The sequence below is a fragment of the Roseateles sp. GW821-FHT09H11 genome (assembly GCF_059415845.1).
The window spans coordinates 516,078-531,902 of record NZ_JBWKOA010000002.1 but is presented as its reverse complement, the minus strand read 5'-3'; the positions used below and the strand labels follow the sequence as shown (position 1 = coordinate 531,902).

Genomic DNA, 15,825 nt, shown 5'->3' with positions numbered 1-15,825 from the left:
GAGAACACCATGCGAGTTTTCCCCGCGGCCCCCACCACCGGCCCCGATCCGTCGATCTATCCGCTGACCCTCTACTTCGACGGCGCCTGCCCCATCTGCAGCGGCGAGATGCACAACCTGATGCTGCGCAACACCGCCGGCCTGCTGCGCTTCGTGGACATCTCCGAGCCAGGCTTCTCGGCGTTTCCACCGGGCACGGACATGCCCGCGCTGATGGACCTGATGCACGGTCTGCGCGCCGATGGCCAGCTCGCGATCGGTGCCGAGGCGATTCGGCTCGCCTACCGCGGCGCGCAGCTCGGATGGATCGCGCGGATCATGGACCTGCCCGTGCTGCGGACCGTGTGCGACCGCGCCTATCCGGTCGTCGCCCGCAACCGCTACCGGATTCCCCGGCCGATCGTGCGCATGGTCTTCGAGACCGGCCTGCGCCGCGCGGCGGAACGCCGAGCCGGACGCGCCGCGTGCCGCGACGACGCCTGCGAGTACCACCCCCACCCGCATCCGCATCATGTGCGGCGCGACGACACCGGAGACGCGTCATGAACCCGACATCCATCCGATCGGTCCTGGTCTGCGGCGCCAGCGGCTTCGTCGGTCGCCGCATCGTGCGCACGCTGCGCGAGGCGGGCCTGGCCGTCACCGAGGGGAACTCCCGCACGCAGGACTTCCAGCAAGACCTGACCCCCGACCTCTGGGTGCCGCGCGTCACCGGCTTCGATGCCGTCGTCAACGCGGTCGGCCTGCTGCGCGACACGCCGCGCCGCCAGCTCGAACCGGTCCATCACCGGGCGCCCGCGGCGCTGTTCGAGGCTTGTGCCCGCGCGGGCGTGACGCGCGTGATCCAGATCTCCGCGAACGGCGTGGCGCACAGCCCCACGCGTTACGCGACAACCAAGCGCGCCGCGGATGAGATGCTGCTGCGCCTGCGCGCCGAGGGCCGGCTCGACGCCATCGTGCTGCGCCCGAGCATCGTCTACGGCCGCGGCGGCGCGAGCGCCTCGCTGTTCATGAACCTGGCCCGACTGCCGGTGCTGGTGCTGCCGCGCGCGGCCGTCCAGGCCCAGGTCCAACCCGTCGCCGTGCCCGACGTCGCGCAGGCGGTGCTGCGGCTGCTGCAGGACGGCGGGCCGGAGATCGTGACCGCCGTCGGCCCGCGGGCGCTGAGTCTGGCGGCCTTCATCGGCGAACTCCGGCGCCAGCGCGGACAGCAGCCGGCGCGCGTGATCCCGCTGCCTGACGCCCCCAGCCGCTGGAGCGCCCGGCTGGGCGACCACGTCAGCAGCCAGCCGTGGAGCAGCGAGAGCCTGGCCCTGCTGGAGCAGGACAACATCGGCGACGCCGTCGCGTTCGAGCGCGTGCTCGGCCGGCCGGCGGTCCCCGTCGAACGATTCGTGGAGGCCGCATGGGCATCGGACTTGTGAACTTCCGGCATCGCCGCACGCGCGTCGTTGCGCGGGCGGGGCTGATCGCGCTGTGGCTCGCCACCGGCGCGGCCAGCCTGATCGAGCTCGACGGCCGCAGCCGCGACCTGATGGTCGCCGCGCAGACGCCCGAGGCCTGGATCGCGCCGGTCATCGTGGCGGGCGCGCTGGTGGACCTGCTGATCGGCGCGGCGATGTGGCGCTGGCATCGCCGTTGGGTGTACCGCCTGGCGGGCGGGATGATGCTGCTGATGACGGCGGTGGCCACGGTGATCCTGCCCACGTTGTGGCTGGACCCGCTGGGCTGCCTGACCAAGAACCTGCCGGTGGCGATCCTGCTGCTGATCCTCGACGAGGACGCGCCGGCCTGACGGTACCGGACATCTCGAAGAACAAGAATCCTGGAGGAAAGAAGATGAACACCTACCTCGTGATCAAGTGGCTGCACATCGTGTCGAGCGTGCTGCTGGCGGGCACCGGCTTCGGCTCGGCCTTCTACCTGTTCTTCGCGAACCGCAGCGGCTCGCTGGCGGCGCAGGCCGTGGTGGCGCGGCTGGTCAAGCGCGCGGACCTCTGGTTCACGACGCCGGCGGTGATCGTGCAGCCGCTCACCGGCGTGTGGCTGGCGATGACCGCCGGCTGGTCGCTGGACACGCCGTGGCTGGCGCTGTCCATCGCGCTGTACCTGCTCGCGGGCGCCTGCTGGCTGCCGGTGGTGTGGCTGCAGATCCGGCTGTCGCGGATGGCCGACGCGGCGCTCGCCAGCGGCCAGCCGCTGCCGGCCCTGTACTGGCGCTATGCCCGCTGGTGGGAAGGCCTGGGCTACCCGGCCTTCATCGCGGTGCTCGTCGTCTTCTACCTGATGGTGAACAAGCCGGCGCTGTGGGGCTGAGCGGCCCGGCGCGCCCGGTCAGCCGGGCGCTTGCGGGATGAGACCTACTCGACGATCAAGGTGTAGCTGACCGCCTGCGACATGCGCGGCAACGCGCCGCCGAAGTTCAGCGTGTGCCGGCCGCGCGCGAGCGGCTTCAGCATCACGTAGTAGCCGTTCGACGCCGACGGGAAGAGCCGCGCGCCGCTGGGATGTCGCGCCCAGGCGTTGAAGCACTCCGGGCTGGCCTGCCGATGGCGCCGCAGGTTGTCGTAGCGCACGCCGTCGAGTTCCAGCACCAGCATCTCGGCGCCCTCGGTGATGCGCTCGGCGTCGCGCGTGACCTGCGCGCAGCTCGGCATGCCGGTGCGCGTCGGCGTGAAGACGTAGTTGATCAGCGGGAAGAACAGGTACTTGTCGGCCGGTACCCGGCAGGTGCGCACGGTGCGCGCCGTGCCGTAGGTGCCGGCGAGGAAGAACACGTCCCCCGACTGGCGATTGCCGCACTGGACGCCGGTGCGATCGGCGACGGGACTGAGGTCGCCCTCGAAGGACAAGGCCCATTCCCACCAGCGGCGCGACCACTCGCCCTGCGTCACCCAGCCGACCTGCTCATCGGGACCGAGCAGCGGCGAGGCCGGCGCCGCCGCGGATGCGGGGATCGCCGCGGCCTTCACCTCGTCGGCCTGCGCGTGACCGCCGACCGCCATCATCCAACCCGTCGCGACGGCCAGCAGCGCCGTCTTCCCTCGTGCGTTCATCGTTCCGATCTCCCTTGAAACGGGGCGCATTCTCGCCGTGACGGACGACCGCCCGGCATGACCTCCGCCACAATCCCGCCCCATGAGCTTCGAACCCACCGCGCTGCTGGACATGTCCAGCCCCGAGGCCAAGCGCGCCTCGTATGACACGCTGGTCGCCCAGACCCAGGCCCTGCTGCATGGCGAGCGCGACTGGCTCGCCAACCTGGCGCAGTTCTCCGCGCTGGTCTTCAACGCCGTCCCGACGTTGAACTGGGCCGGCTTCTACCTCGTCAACGCGACGAACGACCAGGAGCTCGTGCTCGGCCCGTTCCAGGGCAAGGTCGCCTGCGTGCGCATCGCCTTCAGCCGCGGCGTCTGCGGCGCCTGCGCGCGGACGCGCGAGGTCCAGCTCGTCGAGGACGTGCACGCCTTCCCCGGCCACATCGCCTGCGACGCGGCCTCGCGTTCGGAACTGGTGCTGCCCATCGTCGCCGGCGGGAAACTGCGCGGGGTCTTCGACCTCGACAGCCCCGAGCCCGCCCGCTTCGACGCGATCGACGCCGACGGCTTCCAGCGCGCGATCGCCGTGCTGGTCGACGGCACCGACTGGGCCTGACCCCGATGCGCACGCGCTCGACGCGCCCCCTGGTCCTGGCGCTGGGGCTGGCGGCCCTGTCCGTCCTGTCGATGCCGCTGTCCGCCGCGGAGCTCAAGCTCCGCGTGCTGGAGACCAGCGACATCCACATGAACCTGTTGAACTACGACTACTACCAGGACCGCCCGGCCCAGGAGTTCGGCCTGGCCAAGACGATCACGCTGATCCACCGCGCCCGCGCCGAGGCGCCCAACAGCCTGCTGTTCGACAACGGCGACCTGCTGCAGGGCAATCCGCTGGGCGACGTCGTCGCGCGTGTGAAGCCGCTGAAGGCCGGGGACATCCATCCCGCCTACAAGATCCTGAACCTGCTGGACGTCGACGCCGGCAACCTCGGCAACCACGAGTTCAACTACGGCCTGCCCTTCCTGCGCCAGGCCATCGCCGGCGCCAGCTTCCCCTACCTGAACGCCAACGTGATGGAGGCCGACGGCCGTCGTCATGCGTTCACGCCCAGTGTGATGCTCGAGCGCACGATGCGCGACGAGGCCGGCCAGGACCACGCGCTGAAGATCGGCGTCGTCGGCGTCACGCCGCCGCAGATCCTGGAGTGGGACCGCCAGAACCTCGCGGGCAAGGTACGGGTGCGCGACATGGTCGACGCCGCGGCCGAGCAGGTGACGGACCTGCGCCGACGTGGCGCGGACCTGATCGTCGTCATCGCCCACACCGGCATCGACAAGACCGAGCTGCCCAAGCTGTCCGAGAACATGGCCGCCCAGCTCGCCCGCGTGAAGGGCGTGGACGCGCTGTTGCTGGGTCATGCGCATACCGAGTTCCCCGGCCCCGGCTTCGCCGGCTACCCGGGCGTGGACCTCGCGAAGGGTCAGCTCTACGGCACGCCCGCCGTGATGCCGGGCCGCTGGGGCGATCACCTCGGCATCGTCGACCTGACGCTGAAGCAGACGGACAGCAAGGACGCCAAGGACGGCAAGGACGGCAAGAGCGGCAAGCGGTGGCAGGTCGTGGACAGCCAGTCCAGCCTGCGCCCGATCTTCGACCGCGCCACGCGCAAGCCGCTCGTCGACGCCGACCCGATGCCCGCGGTCGTGATCGCTGGCGAGCATCAGGCGACGCTCGACTACGTCCGCAGCCAGGTCGCGATGGCGGACCAGCCGATCCAGAGCTACTTCTCGCAGGTGCTCGACGGCACCGCCGTGCGGCTGGTCGCGCAGGCGCAGCTGGCTTACGCGCTGAAGGCGGTCCAGGGCACGGCGCTGGAAAAGCTGCCGATGCTGAGCGCCGCCGCGCCCTTCAAGTCCGGTGGCCGCCAGGGCTGGACGCAGTACACGGACATCCCCGCCGGGCCGGTCGCGATCAAGCATGTGGCCGACCTCTACGTCTACCCGAACACGATCAAGGTCGTGAAGCTCAGCGGCGCCCAGGTGCGCGACTGGCTGGAGATGTCCGCCGGCCAGTTCCGCCGCATCGATCCGCAGGGGCCGGCACGGCAGGACCTTGTGGACACGAGCTACCCGAGCTTCAACTTCGACATGATGCTGGGCCAGGACGGCGCCTTGCGCTACGAGCTCGACCTGACGCAGCCGGCGCGTTTCGACAAGGACGGCAAGCGGCTCGGCGACGGACAGCGCGTCGTGAACCTGACCTGGCGCGGCCAGCCGCTGGATGAACGCGCGGACTTCCTCGTCGTCACGAACAACTACCGCGCCTACGGCGGCGGCCACTTCCCGGCGCTGGCGGCGGACAAGGTCGTCGTCGACGCGCCGGACGAGACGCGCGAGGCCTTGGCCCACTTCCTCGCGGCGCAGCCGTCGTTGAGCACGGCGGTCGCGTCATCGTCCTGGCGCATCCGGCCCGTCCCGGGCGTGGCGATGCAGTTCGTGTCCGGCAACGGGGCCGCGGCGCATCTCAAGGAGACGCCTCAGGTGACCCGGGTCAAGGACAACGGCGACGGTTCGTCGCTGTTCGAGCTGAAGCCATGAGCTGAGGCCCTGGCCGGGCGAAGGCAGCCGCCTCCGCCGCGCTCCGGAAACGACAACGGCCGCTCGAAGCGGCCGTTTGTCATTGAGGCGGGGACGTCCCTGCCGAAACGCTCAGACGTGGATGTCGAGCAGCGCGCCCTCGGCCCGGATCTGCGTCTGCAGCACCCGCAGGTTGCCGACGAAGGCGTAGGTCGCCGACTTCTGCTCGACGATGTCGGCCGGGAGGTCGGCGCCGGGTTCCGGCAGCTTCTCGACCTTGGTCGTGACGCCGTTGCCGTCCTCGGCCGTCTGGGCCTCGATCCGCTCGCGGCGGTAGCCCGGCGTGGCGGCGTTGGCGACGTTGTTCGCGGACGCGCGCAGGCGCTCGTTGGCGGCGGACATGCCGGACAAGGCGGTCGACAGGCTGACGTTGGACATGGCGTTCTTCCCAGGATCCCGGTCTCAAGCGACCAGGCATCCCGCCGTCATCGGCACTTTCCAGCCGATCTTTAGAAAAGAAATGGGTTTCCGGCTCATTTTTCTGGATCGGATCCGTCCGGGTTTCCCCTGAAAACGACGCCGAATGCGCCATCGGAGGGCAATTCGATCGCCAGACGCCCGTCCCACCTACCCCGGATGGGGTGTTTGCAGCGCCGTACCTGCCGGCCGCATCGGACAGAGGCTTGGCCTCCAGATAATGCGAAACATTCTTATCTGCGAACTCTTCTCATCGCCATGCCGTCTGCCGCTTTCCGACCCGCCCTTGCGCCGCTGGCGCTCGCCCTGACCGCCGCGTTGCAGGGTGGCGCGTTCGCCCAGTCGACGCCGCAAGCCCCTGAAACCGCGGCGTCTTCCGCAGCTTCAACAGCTGCCACAACGCAGTTGCAGAAGGTCGTCGTCGAAGCGAGCGCGGACGCCTCGCGAGGCGGCCTGATCAAGTCCTATGCCGGCGGCCAGGTGGCGCGCGGCGGCCGGGTCGGCCTGCTCGGCAACCAGGACCTCATGAACACGCCGTTCAGCACGACGGCCTACACCAACGAACTGATCCAGAACACGCAGGCGCACAGCGTGGGCGACGTGCTGCTCAACGACCCCGGCGTGCGCGTCGCGCGGGGCTTCGGCAACTTCCAGGAGAGCTACTTCATCCGCGGCTTCATCCTGAACTCCGACAGCGTCGCCTACAACGGGCTGTACGGCCTGCTGCCGCGCCAGTACATCTCGGCCGAGCTCTTCGAGCGCGTCGAGGTGCTGCGCGGCGCCTCGGCCTTCCTCAACGGCGCGACGCCCAACAGCGACGCCATCGGCGGTTCGATCAACCTGCTGCCCAAGCGCGCGCCCAGCCTGCCCCTGACGCAGATGACGGTCGGCACGGCCAGCGGCGGGCAGACCATCCTGGCCGTCGACGTGGCTCGGCGCTTCGGCCCGGACAACGCCACCGGCGTGCGCGTCAACCTGGCCTCGCGCGCCGGCGACACCAGCGTGGACAAAGAAAGCGTCAACCTGGGCATGGCCTCCATCGGTCTGGACTGGCGCGCCCGCGACGTGCGCCTGTCCGCCGACGTCGGCTACCAGGACCACAAGCTCAAGCGCACCCGCACCAACGTCACGCTGGGCACGACCGCCACCGCGGTGCCCAAGGCGCCCGACAGCGATTCCAACTGGGCGCAGCCGTGGACCTACTCCAACGAGCGCGACCTGTTCGGCACGCTGCGCGGCGAGGTCGACCTGGACCGCTGGCTCGGCGAGGGATGGACCGCGTGGTTCGCCGCCGGCGCGCGCAGCAGCGACGAAGCCAATTCGCTGGCCAACCTGACCCTGACCAACAGCACGACCGGTGCGGGCACCACCTCCCGCTTCGACAACACGCGCGAGGACCGCGTCCGCACCGGCGAGGTCGGCGTGCGGGGCCTGCTGACCACGGGGCCGGTGAAGCATGAGCTGGTGGCCTCGGTGAGTGCCTTCCGGCTGGACAAGCGCGCCGCCTTCGGCGTGTCCACGACGAGCACGCAAGTGCGGCTGATCCCGACGAATCTGTACGACGGTGGCACGGCGCCGCTGCCGACGCTGCTCTCCGTCAGCAACCAGCTGGACGACCCGGCGACGACCGGCATGACGCGCCTGCGCAGCGCGGCGCTCGCGGACACGCTGGTGATGCTCGACGACACCCTGCGCCTGACGCTGGGCCTGCGCCACCAGTCCATGGACATCCGCAGCTATGCGTACAACACCGGCGTGCCGGCGGCGCCGTACGACCTCAGCCGCACCAGCCCGATGGCGGGCGTCGTGTTCAAGCTCGGCAAGTCGCTGTCGGCCTACGCCAACTACATCGAGGGGCTGACGCAGGGCGACACGGCCGGCGTGTCGGCCGGCCCATCGCTGCAGGGCACGATGCTGCCGCCCTATCAATCGAAGCAGAAGGAAGTCGGCCTGAAGTTCGATGGCGGCCGCATCGGCGGCGGCGTCGCCTTCTTCTCGACGGCCAAGCCGCGGTCCGTGGTAGTCACGAACGTGAGCTTCACCGCCGAGGGTGAAGACCGTCACCAGGGCATCGAGTTGACCGCCTTCGGCGAACCGCTGCCCGGCCTGAAGCTGCTGGGCGGGTTGACCTGGCTGGATGCCGAGCAGAAGCGCACCGGCGTCGCGACGACCGACGGCAAGCGCGTGATCGGCGTACCGCGCGCGATGCTGAACCTGGGCACCGAGTGGAACGTGCCCGGCGCGCAGGGCTTGTCGCTGGATGCGCGGGTGGTCGCCACCAGCAGCATGTACGCCAATGCGACCAACACCTTGAGCGTGCCGGGCTGGGGTCGCGTGGACGTCGGCGCGCGGTATGCGATGGACGTCCGCGGCCACCTGGTCACGCTGCGGGCCCGCGTCGACAACGTGGCGGACCGCAACTACTGGGCGTCCTCGGGCGGCTTCCCGGGCAGCGGCTACCTGGTGCTGGGCACGCCGCGCACGGTCAGCGTGAACGCCTCGTTCGAGTACTGAGCCAGGACGCCCCCACGCAGGCCACGAGCCCTCTCACGAGGGCAGAGACGCCACTGGGCCCGGAACAGGGTGTGAGGGTCCTGGAGGGAGCCCTCATGCCCTGTGATGGGCCGCGCCTGGCGTTGCGAAGTCCGTGGGCCTCCAGCGACGAGCGAGCCTCAAGCCCCCGCCAGTTCCTCGTAGCTCCCGCTCGAGATGAACACCCGGACCGAATCCCCGCCGGCCGCCTTGGCTTCGGCGCAGGCCAACTGCCCGGCGCCGAGCACCGCATCCACGGTATCGAGCGACGGCTGCAGCTGCACCACGCCCAGGCTGGCCTTCACACGCGCCCGGTGCAGGCCCCAGCGCAGGCGATAGCCGGCGATGGACGAGCGGATCTTCTCCGCGACGATCTGGGCGTAATGCTGGTCGCAGTCCGGCAGCAGCACGACGAAGTGGTCGTTCTCCAGCCGCGCGACGGTGTCGGAGGCCCGCACCTTCGTGATCAGCATCTGCCCCAGTCCGTACAGGAAATGGTCGGCGACTTCCGCCCCCATGCCTTGCAGGATCTCGCTGAACTTGTCGATGTCGACGAACAGCACCGACACCGGCTCATGCCGGCGGCTGCCGACGTGTTCGGCCAGGCGGCGTTCCATCTCGCGGCGGTTGGAGAGTTCGGTGACCTCGTCGTGCTTGGCGGACCAGGTCGGCTGCAACCGCTGCTGGCGGGCGGCGGTGACGTCGTCGAGGATCCACATCGCCTCGCCCGCCGGCTGTTCCCAGTGCACGGGCGTCGCCTGCAGCCGGCCCCAGAAGCGCGAGCCGTCGCGGCGGACGAATTCCACTTCCTCGTCCAGCGGGCGTCCCGCGCCGAAGGCGGTGCCGATGCGGGCCTGCAGCGCCTGGTGCGCCGAATCCGACACGACCGACGCGCGCTGGTCGGTGCCTGTCAGGTCGGTCTCGTCGCCGTGGCCGAACAGGTGGTTGAAGTGCTCGCTGACCACCTCGAAGCGGCCGGCGGCCACGAAGGCCACGGCCAGCGGCGCCCGCACCATCATCGCCCGCATGCGGGCGGCGATCGGGTCGGCGGCGTCGTGTTGGGATTGCATGTCGTCTCCTGGCGTTTGACGAAGGTGTACCCGTTTTACCCGGTCCTGGAAACCCCGGAAGGCCCCCGTTCCAGTGCCGCCGCGGTGCCGCCGCAGTGCCGCCGCAGTGTGCCGCCGCCCTGAGGCGACCCCGGTTTGGGATGCACCGTCAGGTGCAAACCACAGCCATCGCCCTGCTATGGCGAGGATTTGCAACGACACGGGGCGCCCAAAGCGGGGTTGCCTCAGGGCGGCGGCGGGGCGATCTGTTCGGCCCAGTCGTACAGGGCGGAGAGGATTTCGCCCGCGCGCTCGTCCTCCGACTCTTCGGCTGCCTGGGCCAGCGTGTCGATGCGTTCAAAGAAGGCTTCCAGCGTCTGTGCCCCACCTTCGCCCAGGTGCAGCCGGGTGGCCCGGTGGTGTTCCCATCGGGCCTGCTCGTCCGCGGTCAGGCTGTCCGGGAAGTTGCGCGCGCGGTAGCGGAACAGGATCTCTTCCAGCCGGGCGTCCTCGAAGGCGACCTTGCCCTGCGCAACACGGTCGGCCAGCGCCTCGGACGACAGCCCGCGCAGGCGTTCCAGCGAGCGGCGGTCGTCGTTCGAGACGAAGCCGCCATACAGGTCCTCGTCGACGTCGACAGCGCCCTCACCGGCCGGGCGCTGGAACACCTGCGGCCACAGCCGCGCGAGCTCCCCGCCACGCGTCGCCAGCGTCTGCGCATGCGCCTGCCCCTGCGCGAGGTCCAGGCCCCAACGCGCGGCCATCTCGGGCGACAGGATCTTCATCGACGAGATCACGATCGGCGACTTGTTGACGTGGATCGTCTTGATCGGCAGCCGCGTCACGCCCTCGGGCAACAGCTCCTGCTTCGTGTACATCCGCAGGCGGATCGCCTCGGCGTCCAGCGCCAGCAGCTCGGCCGGATCGCTGCCCAGGTCCCAGACGATCAGCTCGTTCTTGTTGGTCGGATGCGGCGCCAGCGGCCAGACCAGCGCGATGCAGCCGCGCTCCGTGCCGTACATGCCCGACACGTGGAGGAAGGGCCGGTTCGTGCCGATCTCGGCCCAGACGGCGTCCTTGCGGCGCAGCTTCAGGCAGAAGTCCCACAGCCGGGGCTGCTTCTGCTTGATCAGGCGGGCCAGCGCGATCGTGGCGCGCACGTCGGACAGCGCATCGTGCGCCGCCTCGTGGGCCAGGCCGTTGGCGGCGGTCAGGTGCTCCAGCTTGAAGGACGGGCGGCCGTCCTCGTGCTTCGGCCACTCGATGCCTTCCGGGCGCAGCGCGTAGGCGCAGCGCACGACGTCCAGCAGGTCCCAGCGGCCGCAGTCGTTCTGCCATTCACGACCGTAGGGATCGATCAGGTTGCGCCAGAACAGGAAGCGCGTGACCTCGTCGTCGAAGCGGATCGTGTTGTAGCCCAGCCCGACGGTCCCCGGGCGCGACAGCTCGGCGTGGATGTCGGCGGCGAAGCGGTGTTCGGCCAGGCCCTGCTCGGCGCAGGTCTGCGGGAGGATGCCGGTCAGCAGGCAGGACTCCGGATCGGGCAGCGAGTCCGTCGGCGGCTGGCAGTAGACCATCAGCGGATCGCCGATCTCGTTCAGGTCCGCATCGGTGCGGATACCGGCGAACTGCGCCGGCCGGTCGCGGCGCGGCACGCGTCCGAAGGTCTCGTAGTCGTGCCAGTAGAAAGTCATCTCATGCATGGGGCGGGACGATACCTCAGCGGGGCGGCGATGCCGGGCATCGGGGCGGGCATCCGGGCGGGCGACGGGAGGCGCCACAGGGCGCGCAACGGGCGTGCGTACCGCGCCTGGAAAGGACGCCGCTCCGCTTCGCGGATACTGCGGCGCGATTGCCCCATGACAACCCGGACCCCGATGCCGCTCAGCCACCTGCTCCTGTGCCTGTCGATTGCCGCCACGCTGCTGCCGGTGCGCGCGCCCTGGCCCTGGCTGTCCCTGCTGATCATGGCGGTCACCGCCGGGCTGGTGAACGGGCAGCTCACGGTCGCCGCGATGGTGCCGGTGGCCGCCCTGGCGTCGCTCGCCTGGATGGCGATCGAGGCCCGCCACCGCCCACGCCGCGAGGCCACGCTGATGCTGCTGATGCTGGTGATCGGCCTCGCGCTGGCGCTGCACCTGCTGCCCGGGTTCCTGAATCCGACCTACCTCGCGACCACCTCCGACGCCCGGCCGCCGTCGCTCAAGTACCTGAACTTCGACAAGGGCGTCGCCGGCATGCTGATGCTGGCGGTGCTGGCCTCGCAGCAGCGCAGGCGGTCGGAAGGCGTCGCGCTGGCGCCTTCGCCCGGCCTGCCCGGCCTGCCGGGCTGGGCGCTCGGGGCGGTCGTCGCCGCAACGCTCGCCCTGCCCTGGCTGCTGGCGGTGGTCGGCGGCCTCGGCCGGCCGACGCTGCGCTGGCCGGACAACGCCGGCCTGTACCTGGCCGCCAACCTGTTCCTGACCTGCGTGGCCGAGGAGGCCGCCTTCCGCGGCGTCATCCAGGGCCTGCTGGCGCGCCGCCTCGGCACCGACCTGCGCACGATGAACGGCTGGCTGCCGGTGCTGCTGGCCGCCCTGCTGTTCGGCCTGGCCCATGCGGCGGGCGGCACCGCCTACGTGGCGCTGGCGATGCTGGCCGGACTGGGCTACGGCCTGGCCTACACGCTGAGCGGCCGCATCGAGCTCGCCATCCTGCTGCACTTCGCGCTCAACGCGCTGGTCTTCCTGACCTTGAACCTCGGGCACGGTTGATGCCCTGCCCGCCGATTCCCATCAATGTGAGTCGGCCGTGTGTCTTCTGTGTACGGATTGTTGCCGTGCGCAGCGATGCCGGGACAACCCCGGATGTCTGACGATAATCCGCCGACCTGAACTCGTGCGCCCCGCATGCAGCAGATCGCTCAATTCGCCCGCACCGTCGCCCGCTCCCTGGCCGGTTTCTTCCTGGCGCTCTGGCGCCGTACCGCGCCGATCCGGGACTCGCTGCGTGAACTGCCCACGTGGAAGCGCATCGCCGTCTGGTCCGGTGCCGGCGTGCTCGCCCTGGCGCTGCTGGTCGCCGGCGCGGCCGCGGTGGTCTGGCCGGGCCTGCCCGACCTGGACCGTCTGACCGACTACAACCCCAAGCAGCCCTTGCGCGTCTACACCGAGGACGGCCAGCTGCTGGCCGAGTTCGGCGCGGAACGGCGCAGCTACCTGCCGCTGGACAAGATCCCCAAGCAGATGCAGCAGGCGCTGCTCGCGGTGGAGGACGCCAACTTCTACGACCACCAGGGCGTGTCCTTCACCGGCATCTTCCGGGCGGCGATCGCCAACCTGTTCTCGTCGCGCAGCCAGGGCGCGTCGACGATCACGCAGCAGCTCGCGCGCGACCTGTACCTGACGAAGAAGAAGCTCTACACCCGCAAGTTCGTCGAGATCCTGCTGGCCTTCAAGATCGAGAGCCAGCTGTCCAAGGACAAGATCCTGGAGGTCTACATGAACCAGATCTATCTGGGTCAGCGGGCCTACGGCTTCGAGGCGGCGGCGCAGGCCTACTTCGGCAAGTCGCTCAAGGACCTGTCGACCGCGGAGACGGCGATGCTGGCGGGCCTGCCGCAGAACCCGTACTACGCGAACCCGATCATGAACCTGCCCCGCGCGCAGCGCCGCCAGGCGGTGGTGCTGCAGCGGATGGTGGACGTCGGGATGATCACGCCGGAGCAGGCGCAGCACGCGCGCGACGAGCCGGTCAAGCTGCGCACCGCGCAGGACCAGCGCCTGCCCTACGGCCAGTACGCGGCGGAGATGGTCCGCCAGGTGGTGCACGCGCAATACGGCGACGAGGCCTACAGCCGCGGCCTGCGCGTGACGACGACGCTGCGCATGGACGACCAGGTCGCCGCGTACAAGGCGCTGCGCCGCACGCTGATGGACTACGAGCGCCGCAAGGCCTGGCGCGGTCCGGAGGGCGACGTCGACCTGCCCGACGGCATGGACGCGCAGGACCAGGACGCCGCGATCGCGCAGGCGCTCAACGAGCACCAGGACAACGACGACCTGCGCGCCGCGGTCGTCACGCAGGTCGCGAACAACAAGCTCCAGGCGAGCCTCTCCGACGGCGACGACATCGAGATCAAGGGCGAAGGCCTGCGCTCGGTGCAGTCGGCCCTCTCCGCCAAGGCCAAGCCCGACCTGCGCATCCAGCGAGGCTCCATCATCCGCGTGCTGCGCGGCGCGCCGACCAAGGAGTTCCCCAAGGGCGCGTGGGCGGTGACGCAGTCGCCGGAGGCCGAGGGCGCGCTGGTGTCGGTCGAGCCCGACAGCGGCAAGATCCTGGCGCTGGTGGGCGGCTTCGACTTCAACCGCAACCAGTTCAACCACGCGACGCAGGCATGGCGGCAGCCGGGCTCGAGCTTCAAGCCCTTCATCTACTCCGGCGCGATGGAAGTCGGCGCGAGCCCCGCGACGCTGGTGGACGACGCGCCGATCTCGGTCGGCGACTGGAATCCGCGCAACTCCGACGGCAACTTCGACGGCCCGATGACGCTGCGCCAGGCGCTGGCCAAGTCCAAGAACATGGTCACGATCCGGGTGCTGGAGCAGCTCACGCCGGCGCGCGGGCGCGCCTGGGCCGCCAAGTTCGGCGTCGACCTCGAGAAGCAGCCGGAGAACCTGACCCTGGCGCTGGGTTCGGGCTCGGTGACGCCGCTGCAGATGGCGAGCGCCTATTCGGTCTTCGCCAACGGCGGCTACCTGCTCAAGCCGCTGCTGGTGACGAAGATCGTGGATTCGCAGAACCAGGTGCTGTTCCAGGCGGAGCCGGAGAAACTCACCGACGACCGCCGCGCCATCAGCGAGCGCAACGCGTTCATCACCGGCTCGCTGCTGCGCGAGGTGGCGATCCGCGGCACGGCATACAAGGCGAGCGCCTCGCTCAAGCGCTACGACCTCTACGGCAAGACCGGCACGACGAACGACGCGGTGGATGCGTGGTTCGCGGGCTTCCAGCGGCGCGTGGCGACGGTGGTCTGGATCGGCTACGACCAGCCGCGCAGCCTGGGCGCGGGCGAGTCCGGCGGCGGCATCGCGCTGCCGGCGTGGATCGACTACATGCAGGTCGCGCTGAAGGACATCAAGCCCTCCGAGATCGAGCCGCCGAAGGACGGCGGCCTGGTGCAGGAGGAAGGCCCGTTCGGTCCCGACTGGGTCTTCAGCGAGTATGCGGGCGACGCGGGCCTGAAGACGATCGGGCCGATGCCGCCGCCGCTGCCGGCGTCGGACGCGGCCTCGGGGCCTGCGACGGGCGCCTCGGGCGTGCCGCCGTCCTGGTGGATGGGCGGCGATCGCAGCGGCGGACAGTGAGAGGATCCCTTCCATGACGAAAACGCTGGTGATCGTTGCGGCGCTGCTGACGGCGGCGTCCGGTGCCGCCCGGGCGGCGGATGAGGCCATCGAGCCGGATCAGCCCGGCATCGTCGAATCGAGCAGCACCGTCGGCAAGGGCCGCGCGCTGCTGGAGACCGGCCTGGGCTACCAACGCGACAAGAGCGACGGCGTGCGCAGCCGGCTGTGGTCGACGCCGACGCTGCTGCGTTTCGGTTTCGCCGAAGATTGGGAATTCCGCGTCGAGACCGACGGCTACCAGCGCCTGCGTGTCTCCGACGGCAGCGGCACCGCCAAGGTGAGCGGCTGGGCCGACACGGCGCTCGGCGTGAAGTGGCACGTGCAGGACGGCGACGCCGAGCGCAGCAAGCCGGGGCTCGCGTGGCTGTTCAACGTGGACATGGACAGCGGCTCGTCCGCGTTCCGGGGTCAGGGCTTGCGCCCGTCGCTGCGGCTGACGTCGGAATGGGACCTGCCGCATGACTGGTCGGCCGGCCTCATCGGCGGGCTGTACCGCGACAGCCGCGACGACGGCAAGCACTTCGTCGGCGGCATCCTCGGCGCGTCGCTGGGCTGGCCGATCGCGGAGGCGTGGAAGGGCTACGTCGAAGTCGCGGGCGACCAGCTCGCGTCCAACCGCAACGGCGGGCGGAGCATCTCGGCGGGCACCGGCGTGACCTGGCTGGTCGACCGCCGCCTGCAGCTCGACGCGTCGATCAACCGCGGTCTGACGAAGCAGACGGCGGATTGGGTGCTGGGCGTCGGGGTCTCCATCGGGTTCTGAGT

The 15,825-nt window shown here is 70.2% G+C and carries 14 protein-coding genes; 10 read left to right on the top strand and 4 right to left on the bottom strand.

Going from position 1 to position 15,825, the window contains the following annotated elements; all coding sequences use genetic code 11:
* Nucleotides 1-9 precede the first annotated feature (9 nt).
* The 4 genes from AC07PR_RS09485 to AC07PR_RS09470 are packed head-to-tail and all read left to right on the top strand — an operon-like array spanning nt 10 to nt 2,316.
* Entirely contained in the window at nt 10-546 is a 537-nt protein-coding gene (locus tag AC07PR_RS09485; RefSeq protein ID WP_495135125.1) for a thiol-disulfide oxidoreductase DCC family protein, read from the top strand.
* On the top strand, nt 543-1,424 hold the full coding sequence (locus AC07PR_RS09480; protein WP_495135124.1) for an NAD-dependent epimerase/dehydratase family protein: 882 nt from the start codon (nt 543-545) through the stop codon (nt 1,422-1,424). Before AC07PR_RS09485 ends, AC07PR_RS09480 begins: the two co-directional genes overlap by 4 nt.
* Entirely contained in the window at nt 1,406-1,795 is a 390-nt protein-coding gene (locus AC07PR_RS09475) for a DoxX-like family protein (RefSeq protein WP_483106932.1), read from the top strand. Before AC07PR_RS09480 ends, AC07PR_RS09475 begins: the two co-directional genes overlap by 19 nt.
* Before the next feature lie 44 nt (nt 1,796-1,839).
* Entirely contained in the window at nt 1,840-2,316 is a 477-nt protein-coding gene (locus AC07PR_RS09470) for a DUF2269 family protein (RefSeq protein WP_495135123.1), read from the top strand.
* A gap of 44 nt (nt 2,317-2,360) precedes the next feature.
* On the opposite strand, the gene AC07PR_RS09465 is transcribed toward AC07PR_RS09470, so the two are convergent.
* On the bottom strand, nt 2,361-3,056 hold the full coding sequence (locus AC07PR_RS09465) for a hypothetical protein (protein ID WP_495135122.1): 696 nt from the start codon (nt 3,054-3,056) through the stop codon (nt 2,361-2,363).
* 82 nt (nt 3,057-3,138) lie between these two features.
* Here AC07PR_RS09465 and AC07PR_RS09460 point away from each other — a divergent pair, with 82 nt between their 5' ends.
* Entirely contained in the window at nt 3,139-3,654 is a 516-nt protein-coding gene (locus AC07PR_RS09460) for a GAF domain-containing protein (RefSeq protein WP_377153995.1), read from the top strand.
* A 5-nt stretch (nt 3,655-3,659) separates the two neighbouring features.
* Nucleotides 3,660-5,636, top strand: a complete 1,977-nt coding sequence (locus AC07PR_RS09455; RefSeq protein ID WP_495135121.1) for a bifunctional 2',3'-cyclic-nucleotide 2'-phosphodiesterase/3'-nucleotidase — start codon at nt 3,660-3,662, stop codon at nt 5,634-5,636.
* A gap of 111 nt (nt 5,637-5,747) precedes the next feature.
* Here AC07PR_RS09455 and AC07PR_RS09450 read toward each other — a convergent pair whose 3' ends face one another.
* Nucleotides 5,748-6,053: a flagellar basal body protein gene (locus tag AC07PR_RS09450; protein WP_495135120.1), complete on the bottom strand. Its 306-nt coding sequence runs from the start codon at nt 6,051-6,053 to the stop codon at nt 5,748-5,750.
* Between the two features lie 297 nt (nt 6,054-6,350).
* Between AC07PR_RS09450 and AC07PR_RS09445 the strand changes: the two genes are divergently transcribed.
* The gene (locus tag AC07PR_RS09445; RefSeq protein WP_495135119.1) at nt 6,351-8,606 is read left to right on the top strand and encodes a TonB-dependent receptor; all 2,256 of its coding nucleotides are present in this window, start codon (nt 6,351-6,353) and stop codon (nt 8,604-8,606) included.
* Nucleotides 8,607-8,764: 158 nt separating this feature from the next.
* On the opposite strand, the gene AC07PR_RS09440 is transcribed toward AC07PR_RS09445, so the two are convergent.
* Both AC07PR_RS09440 and sbcB read right to left on the bottom strand, forming a co-directional pair.
* A complete protein-coding gene (locus AC07PR_RS09440; RefSeq protein WP_377153989.1) occupies nt 8,765-9,694 on the bottom strand; it encodes a GGDEF domain-containing protein in 930 nt (309 codons plus the stop codon).
* A 224-nt stretch (nt 9,695-9,918) separates the two neighbouring features.
* A complete protein-coding gene (gene sbcB / locus AC07PR_RS09435) occupies nt 9,919-11,376 on the bottom strand; it encodes an exodeoxyribonuclease I (RefSeq protein WP_495135118.1) in 1,458 nt (485 codons plus the stop codon).
* Nucleotides 11,377-11,532: 156 nt separating this feature from the next.
* Here sbcB and AC07PR_RS09430 point away from each other — a divergent pair, with 156 nt between their 5' ends.
* The 3 genes from AC07PR_RS09430 (at nt 11,533) to AC07PR_RS09420 (ending at nt 15,823) form a co-directional block, all read left to right on the top strand.
* Entirely contained in the window at nt 11,533-12,426 is an 894-nt protein-coding gene (locus AC07PR_RS09430; RefSeq protein ID WP_377153984.1) for a CPBP family intramembrane glutamic endopeptidase, read from the top strand.
* Nucleotides 12,427-12,561: 135 nt separating this feature from the next.
* A complete protein-coding gene (locus tag AC07PR_RS09425; protein WP_495135117.1) occupies nt 12,562-15,018 on the top strand; it encodes a penicillin-binding protein 1A in 2,457 nt (818 codons plus the stop codon).
* Between the two features lie 13 nt (nt 15,019-15,031).
* Nucleotides 15,032-15,823 carry a transporter gene (locus tag AC07PR_RS09420; protein ID WP_495135116.1) on the top strand — a complete coding sequence of 264 codons (792 nt, stop codon included), beginning with the start codon at nt 15,032-15,034 and terminating at the stop codon, nt 15,821-15,823.
* Nucleotides 15,824-15,825 lie beyond the last annotated feature (2 nt).